At 62.9% G+C, this 1,455-nt stretch carries 2 protein-coding genes; one reads left to right on the forward strand and one right to left on the reverse strand.

The genetic code is table 11. From position 1 onward, the window contains the following. Positions 1 to 946: ABC transporter permease (locus tag AC1DUU_RS31900; RefSeq protein WP_476787296.1), on the forward strand; the 946-nt coding region annotated here is incomplete at its 5' end. Positions 947 to 955: 9 nt separating this feature from the next. Here the strand turns inward: AC1DUU_RS31900 and AC1DUU_RS31905 are convergent. Then, positions 956 to 1,366: a cupin domain-containing protein gene (locus AC1DUU_RS31905; RefSeq protein WP_476787297.1), complete on the reverse strand. Its 411-nt coding sequence runs from the start codon at positions 1,364 to 1,366 to the stop codon at positions 956 to 958. Positions 1,367 to 1,455 lie beyond the last annotated feature (89 nt).

Below are 1,455 nucleotides of genomic sequence, written 5' to 3' on the forward strand. Positions count from 1 at the left end.
GACCGCGCATCTCGAAGGCGTCCGCGCGGTCTCTCCCGCGTCGCAGAAGCAGGTACGCGTCGTCTTCGGCACGGAGAGCCTGACATCCTCCATCACCGGCACCGACAACGCCTATCTCGACGCCCGCGACTGGAAGGTGACGTCTGGCCGTCCCTTCAGTGAATCCGAAGTGCGTGGCGGCATCAATGTCTGCCTGATTGGCGAAACAGTGCGCCAGCAATTCTTCGGTGCCGGCGATCCCGACGGGGCGGCCATCCGAGTCGGCCGCATGAGCTGCAAGGTCATCGGCCTGCTCGAGCCCAAGGGTTATTCCGGTTTTGGCCAGGACCAGGACAATGTCGTTCTGATGCCGCTCTCCGCCTTCCAGCGGCGCATCGCCGGCAACCGCGACATCGAAACGATCTATATCGCAGCCGACGACGTCACCCCCACGCAGGTGGTCCAGGCGCGCATCGAAGACATCATGCGTGACACGCGCCGCGTCACCGCCGACCGCGAGGACGATTTTTCGGTGCGCGACATGACCCAGATCGCCGACGCCATGGCGAGTGCCACCGCCACCATGACCGGCATGCTGGGCGCYGTCGCCGGCGTCAGCCTGCTKGTCGGCGGCATCGGCATCATGAACATCATGCTGGTATCGGTCACCGAGCGCACRCGCGAGATCGGCATCAGGCTSGCCATCGGCGCKCATGAAAAGCATATCCTCGTCCAGTTTCTGGTCGAGGCTACGGTGCTGTCGCTGCTTGGCGGGCTGATCGGCATCGCCATCGGCCTGGCGCTGGCCTGGGCTGCGTCGCTGGCGCTATCCATCCCGTTCGCCCCGAGCCTGGCTGTGGTGCTGCTCGCCGTCGGCTTTTCGGCGCTGATCGGCATGGTCTTCGGCTTCTTCCCAGCCCTGCGCGGCGCCCGGCTCGACCCGATCGAAGCGCTCAGGCACGAGTAGGACAATCGCCTATTGCTTCAGCACGGTGTTGGGGGTGCCTTCCTCGACCTGATCGATCACCAAGAGCTTGACAGGTTCGGCCCCAACATTTGAGCCCTGATGCCAGGTACCAATCATCTCGACGATGAAGTCGCCCTTCTTGTAACTGGTGCTCTTGCCAGTATCGACATTGGTCACCTGCAATTGGCCCTCAAGCACGTAGGCGTAGCGCGCGGACGGGTGCTTGTGTACCGGCAACGTGGCTCCTGGCGGGATCTCGAAAGAAGACACCAACACCTGCACGTTCTTCTGCGGCAGCACGATCGGCTGCCCGCTGGCGGTCACCGTGGTCGAGGCAAGCGGTGTCACGACCACCTTGGTGTTGGCACTGCTGCTATCGAGCGCTCCGGCAGCACCGCTGTATGACAGAACCGCCAGCATGACGGTGCTGGAAAAAAGACTTGTTCGAGCAATCAGCCTGGCCATCGAATCCCCCCCGAAGTGCCGCAATGAAGTGYGTCAAATAGTGA

The organism is Aminobacter sp. P4_H6_2 (assembly GCF_056400805.1).

Excerpts from the sequence above, each read along its gene's own strand:
- AC1DUU_RS31905 (WP_476787297.1), bottom strand. The coding sequence starts at position 1,366 with ATGCTGGCGGTTCTGTCATACAGCGGTGCTGCCGGAGCGCTCGATAGC.